General features: G+C 54.7%; 1 pseudogene. It reads left to right on the top strand.

Annotation, left to right across the window (positions count from 1 at the left end):
- Window positions 1–226: 226 nt before the first annotated feature.
- A pseudogene (locus ACUU1M_RS20490) lies at window positions 227–656 on the top strand (transposase); the annotation flags it as partial.
- Window positions 657–673 lie beyond the last annotated feature (17 nt).

The following is a 673-nucleotide window of genomic DNA, read 5'->3' as shown; positions in this document are numbered from 1 at the left end:
CCGGAAACAAAAAACTGGTCTTCTGGTTTGTACGTGTTGATGACGAAGGGTATCCGGAAATTGCCCGCTGCATGGAGCGGGAATTTGCGACAATTCCTGCCGGTATCAGCGCCGACGGCATGTATTGCCCTGAATGCGGTACGGTTCACTGGCCGGATGGCGTTATTCCGCCTTTCTGATGCTTCCCCGTTTTGCCGATATTTTTCAGCAGGGAAACCGATGGCTTAACTGGCTGGAGAAGCAGCCGGTGCAGATGAGCCGCCTGGAACATTATGCCGGTCAGGATGAAATTGGCCTGCGTTACAACAGCCACCGGACAAAACGAGAAGAAAACCTTGTGATGAGTGGCGACGAGTTTATGGAAAGGTTCTCCTGGCATGTGGCGGATAAGGGGTTCCGGATGGTGATACGGGGTCCTGAGTCCGGTGAAGCGGCGATTACTGGAAGATGTGGTGTACGCCATAACGGAGACAGTGAGAAAAACGGCGAGGCAAATCACAAGGAGAGGGATGTATCAGCAGTGACTGAAGGTTGACCCGCTGAAGTGCGAGCTGTGCGGAGGTCAGATGCGGTTTACGGGGCTGAAGAGGGGTTACCGTCTGGCAGAGCAGGTTATGATGCATGAGCCGCTGGCTCGAATACGGTGGTGCGGCTGAGAGTCGCAGAGGGGAAG

It is taken from the genome of Shigella sp. SIG6 (assembly GCF_053555815.1).
Note: the sequence above shows the minus strand (reverse complement) of the source record. Positions and strands in the feature narration are given on the sequence as shown.